The sequence below is a fragment of the Streptomyces sp. NPDC058289 genome (assembly GCF_042880975.1).
GTDB lineage: Bacteria > Actinomycetota > Actinomycetes > Streptomycetales > Streptomycetaceae > Streptomyces > Streptomyces stoeckheimensis.
In genome coordinates this window covers 1-6,583 of sequence record NZ_JBHVYI010000178.1, presented here as the reverse complement: position 1 = coordinate 6,583, position 6,583 = coordinate 1, and the positions used below count along the sequence as shown (strand labels likewise).

At 72.4% G+C, this 6,583-nt stretch carries 5 protein-coding genes; 2 read left to right on the top strand and 3 right to left on the bottom strand.

What is annotated here, in order from left to right; translation table 11 throughout:
• Window positions 1-639, top strand: a 639-nt coding sequence (locus tag ACFVX6_RS40365) for a glycoside hydrolase family 1 protein (protein ID WP_389699563.1), incomplete at its 5' end; no start/stop codon positions are given.
• 76 nt (window positions 640-715) lie between these two features.
• Here the strand turns inward: ACFVX6_RS40365 and ACFVX6_RS40360 are convergent.
• The gene (locus ACFVX6_RS40360) at window positions 716-1,927 is read right to left on the bottom strand and encodes an ROK family protein (RefSeq protein ID WP_389699562.1); all 1,212 of its coding nucleotides are present in this window, start codon (window positions 1,925-1,927) and stop codon (window positions 716-718) included.
• 13 nt (window positions 1,928-1,940) lie between these two features.
• Entirely contained in the window at window positions 1,941-3,371 is a 1,431-nt protein-coding gene (gene xylB / locus ACFVX6_RS40355) for a xylulokinase (protein ID WP_389699561.1), read from the bottom strand.
• Between the two features lie 92 nt (window positions 3,372-3,463).
• Between xylB and xylA the strand changes: the two genes are divergently transcribed.
• The gene (xylA, locus tag ACFVX6_RS40350; protein ID WP_389699560.1) at window positions 3,464-4,636 is read left to right on the top strand and encodes a xylose isomerase; all 1,173 of its coding nucleotides are present in this window, start codon (window positions 3,464-3,466) and stop codon (window positions 4,634-4,636) included.
• Window positions 4,637-4,860: 224 nt separating this feature from the next.
• Here xylA and ACFVX6_RS40345 read toward each other — a convergent pair whose 3' ends face one another.
• Window positions 4,861-6,291, bottom strand: coding sequence for a non-reducing end alpha-L-arabinofuranosidase family hydrolase (locus tag ACFVX6_RS40345; RefSeq protein ID WP_389699559.1), 1,431 nt, complete (start codon window positions 6,289-6,291; stop codon window positions 4,861-4,863).
• Between the last annotated feature and the right edge of the window lie 292 nt (window positions 6,292-6,583).

Below are 6,583 nucleotides of genomic sequence, written 5' to 3'. Positions count from 1 at the left end.
TACCCCCAGGACCTGCTCGCGGACACCGCGCACCTGACCGACTGGTCCTTCGTACAGGACGGCGACACCGCCACGATCCACCAGCCCCTGGACCTCCTCGCCGTCAACTACTACACCCCGACGGTCGTCTCGCACGTCGCGCCCGGCGACGAGAAGCCGCAGGACGACGGCCACGGAAACAGCGAACACTCCCCCTGGCCCGGCGCGGACGAGGTCGCCTTCCACCAAGCGCCGGGCGAACGCACGGCGATGGGCTGGCCGGTCGACCCGAGCGCGCTGTACGACCTGCTGACCCGCACCGCCGCCCGGTACCCCGGACTGCCGCTCGTCATCAGCGAGAACGGCGCGGCCTACGAGGACGAGATCGGACCCGACGGCACGGTCCACGATCCCGAACGCGCCGCCTACATCCACGCCCACCTCGACGCCGTGCACCGGGCCATCGCCGACGGGGCGGACGTACGCGGCTACTTCCTCTGGTCGCTGCTCGACAACTTCGAGTGGTCGTACGGGTACGCAAAGCGGTTCGGTGCCATCCACGTCGACTACGACACTCTGAAGCGCACACCCAAATCGAGCGCGCACTGGTACGCCCGCGTTGCCCGGACGGGAGAGCTGCACGCTCCTGGCGGCGCGTAGCCCACGACGGCGCACCGATTCGCGGTGGACGGGTTCTGCGCCCTGGCACGGTGAGCCTTTACGGTCACAGCACCAGTCAGCGGATGGGCAGGCGGGCGGGATCAGCGATGATCTGCCGGACGGTCGACCACGCTGCGCCCAGCACCGGTCCGCGGCGCCCCAGCACGGAGGGGCGCACCGCCTCCGGGTTCCAGGGCCGGACGGTGACCCGGGCGGCCAGTTCGGCGCGTACCGACGGGAGGAGCCAGTCGGCGAGTTCGGTGTAGGCGCCGCCGAGAACGAGGCCGTCCGGGTCGATCAGGTTCACCGCCGAGGTCAGGGCGAGGCCCAGGGCCCGTCCCGCGCGGTCCAGGGCGTGCAGGGTCGCCGCGTCCCCGGCGGCTGCCCGCTCGGCCAGCAGGGCCACCGGGTCGCCGACGAGTCCCAGCCCGGCCTCCCGCAGCACGGCCGCTTCGCCCGCGTACTGCTCCAGGCAGCCGCGTGCCCCGCAGGCGCAAGGGGCGCCCTCCGGGTGGACGGGCAGGTGCCCGAGTTCGCCCGCGAAGCCGCGGGCGCCCCGGAACAGCTGCCCGTCGATGACCAGTGCGGCACCGATTCCGGCCTCGGCGGAGACGTGTACGAAGGTCTCGGCGGGGTTGCCCCGGTGCCACTGCTCCGCCAGCGCCCCGAGGTTGGCCTCGTTCTCCGGCTCGGGCACGGTGTCGGGGTCGGGCCAGTGGTCGGCGGGGCGGACGGCTTGCCAGCCGAGGTTGGGGGCGTTCGCAACCAGCCCGCCCGGCTCGTTCGGCACCACCCCCGGCACGGCCAGGACGCGGCCCTCGACGCGCAGGCCGAGGGCCGCGGCCTCGGACTCCGCCTCGGCGCCCAGCGCGGCGGCCTCCGCCAGCACCTCTCCGGCCGGCCGGCCCGCGTTGGCCCGCTCCACGCGACGCCAGACCCGGGGTTCACCGCGCAGGTCCACGACGCACGCGGCGAGATGGGTGACGCCGATCTCCAGGCCGAGGCCCGCGGGACCCCGATCGTTCAGGGCCAGCGCCCGTCCGGGGCGGCCGACCCGTCCGCTGGGCGCTGTCTCCGTCTCGGTCAGCGCTCCTCGACCGATGAGCTCGTCGGCCATGGAGGAGACGGCCGGCCTGGTCAGGCCCGTGTGCCCGGCCACGTCCGCCCGGGAGAGCGGGCCGTGCGCGGCGACCACGCCGATCACCACCGCGAGGTTCCGCCGGCGCATCCCCTGCTGCGAGGCGGGCGCGGCCTCCGCGCCCCCGCTCGCCCTGCCGGTCCCCGTCATCGGCCCGACCCTCCTATCGCTCTCCCGGCGGGACCTCCTGCAAGGCCCGCGCCCGCCGCAGCGTACTGGTGATCCGTTCGAGCGTGTCGTCGTCACGGGGTACGGGCTCCAGTACCCGGCCCTCGGCGGTCCGCCAGCGCCGGGCGACGGCATCGGCGGGCTCACCGGTGAGCAGTGCGGCGGCCTGGGCGGCGGCCCCGAGCGCGACCAGTTCCCGGGCCCCGGGCACCTGGACCGCCCGCCCGGACAGTCGCAGGACGGTCCGCTGCCAGGCCCTGCCGCGGGCTCCGCCGCCGATCAGCAGGAGTGGTTCGCCGGGGGCGGGGCTCTCGCCTCCGGCGCGCAGCACGTCGTCCAGGGCCGCGAGCAGGGCGTGGGCGGCGCCGTCGTAGGCGGCCTGGAGCAGCTGCCCGGGCGTGGTGTCGTGGCGCAGGCCGTGGACCAGGCCGGAAGCGCCCGGGAGGTCGGGGGTGCGCTCGCCGTCCAGGTAGGGAAGCACCACCGCCGTGCCGCCTCCCTCGACGTCCTCCCGGTCGCGGCCGACGAGGGCGGCGAAGCGGTCGACGGCGAGGGTGCAGTTGAGCGTGCAGGCGAGCGGCAGCCAGCCGCCGAGGGCATCGGCGAAGCCTGCGACGGTTCCGCCCGGGTCGGTGGGCCGGGTCCGGCCGACGGCGTAGACGGTACCGGAGGTACCGAGGCTCAGCACCGGACGTCCGGGGGTCAGGCCCAGGCCGAGGGCGGCGGCCATGTTGTCACCGGTCCCGGTCGCCACCAGTGCGCCCCTGCGCAGCGGCATCCCGGCTCGGACGACGCCCGCCCGGGCTCCCGGCGGGAGGACCTGCGGCAGCAGCCCGGGGTCGAGGCCGATCCGGCCGAGGACATCGGTGTCGTAGCCGTCCGGGCCCCACCAGCCGGTTCCCGACGCGTCTCCGCGGTCCGTCACCGCCTCACCGGTCAGGCGCTCCGTCAGGAAGTCGTGGGGAAGCCGGACGGCCGCGACGCTGTCGGCGGCGGCAGGCTCGTTCGCGCGCAGCCAGGCCCACTTGGCGGACGTGAAAGCAGCGGTGGGAACGCTTCCGGTGCGGCGGGCGAGCTCTGCCGGGCCGAACGCGGCTCCCAGTTCGGCGGCCTGCGGCGCGGAGCGGACGTCGTTCCACAGCAGCGCCGGGCGCACCGGCCGTCCCGCCGCGTCGAGGGTGACCAGGCCGTGCTGCTGGCCGGCGATCGAGCAGGCCGCGGCACGATCCGCCCAGCCGGTGCCCGCCGTGGCCTCGCCGAGCGCCCGCCACCACTGTTCGGGGTCGCTCTCGCGTCCGGCGCCCGCGCTGACGGCGTGAGCGGCGCGGCCCTCGCCCAGGACGGCGCCGGTGTCCAGGTCGACGGCGAGGGCCTTGGTGGCCTGGGTCGAGCTGTCGACACCGATCACGACACGCTGAGCAGACATGCGTTCCTCCGGTGGGGTTCCTTCTGGCGTGTCCGCATACTAATTTGTTTTTCGCCATTACAAATAGCCCTCGGCCCAGACCGGAGCGCCTCATGACCAGCGACCCGCTCGTCCCCACCCCCGCGCACAGGTTCACCTTCGGCCTGTGGACCGTCGGCTGGCAGGGCCGGGACCCCTTCGGCGACGCCACCCGCCCCGCCCTCGACCCGGTCGAGTCCGTGGAGCGGCTGGCCGAGCTCGGCGCCTACGGCGTCACGTTCCACGACGACGACCTGATCCCCTTCGGCGCCGGCGAGGCCGCCCGCGAGCAGGCGGTCAAGCGCTTCCGCACCGCACTCGACACGGCCGGGCTGAAGGTCCCGATGGCCACCACCAACCTCTTCACCCACCCGGTGTTCAAGGACGGCGCCTTCACCGCGAACGACCGGGACGTGCGCCGGTACGCGCTTCGCAAGACGATCCGCAACATCGACCTGGCCGTGGAACTCGGCGCCTCGGTCTACGTCGCCTGGGGCGGCCGCGAAGGCGCGGAGTCGGGCGCGGCCAAGGACGTGCGCTCCGCCCTCGACCGACTGAAGGAGGCCTTCGACCTGCTGGGCGAGTACGTCGAGAACCAGGGGTACGACCTGCGCTTCGCGATCGAACCCAAGCCCAACGAGCCGCGCGGCGACATCCTGCTGCCCACCATCGGCCACGCCCTGGCGTTCATCAACGAGCTGGAGCGGCCCGAGCGGGTCGGCCTCAACCCGGAGGTCGGCCACGAGCAGATGGCCGGGCTGAACTTCCCGCACGGCATCGCCCAGGCCCTGTGGCACGACAAGCTGTTCCACATCGACCTCAACGGCCAGACGGGCATCAAGTACGACCAGGACCTGCGCTTCGGTGCGGGCGACCTGCGCCAGGCCTTCTGGCTGGTCGACCTGCTGGAGTCGGCCGGCTACGACGGCCCCCGCCACTTCGACTTCAAGCCTCCGCGCACCGAGGACTCCGCCGGCGTCTGGGCTTCGGCGGCCGGCTGCATGCGCAACTACCTGATCCTGGCGGAGCGTGCCCGCGCCTTCCGGTCCGATCCGGAGGTCCGGGCCGCGCTCGCCGCCTCCCGGCTGCCCGAACTGGCCCTCCCGACCGCCGCGGACGGCCTGGCCGGGCTGCTGGCCGACCCGTCCGCCTTCGACGAGTTCGACGTCGACGCCGCCGCCCGGCGCGGCATGGCCTTCGAGCAGTTGGACCAGCTCGCCCTCGAACACCTCCTCGGCGCCCGCTGAGCCGCAGCGCCCCGGAGCCGGGCCGTGGCGTTCCACGGCCCGGCTCCGCTACGCCTTGGCCGCCGGTACAGGGTGAGGAACCCCAGCCGATGCGCGGCCGGGGTTCCTCGGTGCGGTGAGCACGGGTCAGCAGGTGGAGCTGCCCACGCCATGAACCGCTCGGCTGCACGTCGGCTGCACGTCGGCGGAACGCACCACATCGCGAGCGCCGTGGTTCAGGCGGGTCAGCGCTGCAGGGTGAGCAGACCCGGCCGGTACGGCAGCTTCAGGTAGTCGGTGTTCTCCGGTGTGGTGGTGGGGAGGCCCTGATAGAGGAACTGCAGGTTGCAGGGATCGATGGTCATGGTCTGGTCGGGGTTGTTGCGGACCAGGTCACCGTGGCTGACGCCCTTGGCCCAGGTGGAACCGCTGTTGGCCTGACCCGCGAAGGGGCTGCTCTCGCTGCCGGCCTGGACGGTCCACGGACCGTTCAGACTGGAGGCGGTGAACGAGCGGAAGTAGCGGTTCGAACCCTGCGCCTCAACGATCATGAGGTACTGGTCCCGGCCCTGGACCTTGTAGACCTCCGGCGCCTCGAACAGAAGGTCCGTCGCGTCGCTCATGACCGTCGTGTACGAGGAGCCGAAGTTGCCCGGGAAGTTCCCGATCGGCATGCTCGCCCGGTAGATCTTGCCGTTGTCGGCGGCGAAGAACAGGTACATGTTCTGGTCATCGGCGATCATGGTCGGGTCGATCGGGGCGTCCCTCCGGTCCCCGGGTCCCACGGGCAGGCTGCCGGTGAACAGCGGCTGCGCGGCGGACCAGCCGTTGGGGTTGGTGGGGTCGCTGGAGGTGCGGTAGTAGAGCGGCCACTGACTCCACTGGGACACCATCACCCAGACGTCCTTGGGCGCGAAGTAGAACAGTTCGGGCGCCACCGCGGGTTCGTTCATCCTGGTTTGGGTGGCCGCCCCCATGTCCGACCAGTTCGTGAAGGGGCTGAACGCCGTCGAGCCCCACGCCGTTCCGTTGGAGGTGGTCGCGTAGACCAGGTGCTTGCCGTTGTACGTGGTGGTGGAGAAGTCCTTCAGCGCCAGCTGCCCGTTCGCCGGCTGCGCCAGCGGACCCGTCGAGGTCCACCGGTAGGCCGACGGAAGGGCACACGCGTTGCTCACCCCGGACAGGCCGGTCCACTTCTGGTTGCTGCCACCGTGGCACGACCAGATCTGCACCCCCGTGCCGTTGGCCGTGCCCCAGCCCGAGACCTCCAGACACAGCCCGGACCGCACGCCGACGATCGTGCCGTCGGAGTTCACCCGCCACTGCTGGTTCTCACTGCCGTTGCACGTCCAGATCTGCACCGGGGTCCCGGACGTGGTGGCGCCGCCCCGGACATCCAGGCACTTGTTGCCGTACACGGTCAGCTGGCTGCTGTCCGTCAACGTCCACTGCTGGTTGACTCCACCGTGGCAGTCCCAGATGTGTACGTTTGCGCCGTCGGACTGGCTGAAGCCCGCCACATCGAGACAGCGGCCGGAAGCAACACCGCGCAAGTCGCTGGTGGTGGCCGCCTGAGCCGGGCCGGCGACGAGCAGCGCCGCCAACGCGGCCAGGGCCGCGACCGCGGCGGCGAGCACCGCGGACAGGCGGCTGCGGCTGGAACTTTGTCTGCGCATTTGAGATCTCCTTTGTGACCGGATGAGCTGTCACACGGTTTGGGCAGGGGCGACCTGCCCTCGGCACCTGCGGATCCGGCCGCACGGCGCGGCGGCGCGGCGGAGCGGCGGAGCGGCGACAAGGTGTGGCCCCTGAGGGTGATGGGGGACGCCGGAGAATTGTTAGCGCTAACAATTTGCAGCTCGCACATGGGCGTTGGAGGCAGGAGACCAGGGGCCTGAGCGACTGTCAAGATCTTCTGCAAGAATCCGTCGGATCACTGACTCGCCGTGCCCTTTGCCTTCCTTCCCC

Excerpts from the sequence above, each read along its gene's own strand:
- ACFVX6_RS40360 (WP_389699562.1), bottom strand. The coding sequence starts at position 1,927 with ATGACGGGGACCGGCAGGGCGAGCGGGGGCGCGGAGGCCGCGCCCGCC.
- xylB (WP_389699561.1), bottom strand. The coding sequence starts at position 3,371 with ATGTCTGCTCAGCGTGTCGTGATCGGTGTCGACAGCTCGACCCAGGCC.
- xylA (WP_389699560.1), top strand. The coding sequence starts at position 3,464 with ATGACCAGCGACCCGCTCGTCCCCACCCCCGCGCACAGGTTCACCTTC.
- ACFVX6_RS40345 (WP_389699559.1), bottom strand. The coding sequence starts at position 6,291 with ATGCGCAGACAAAGTTCCAGCCGCAGCCGCCTGTCCGCGGTGCTCGCC.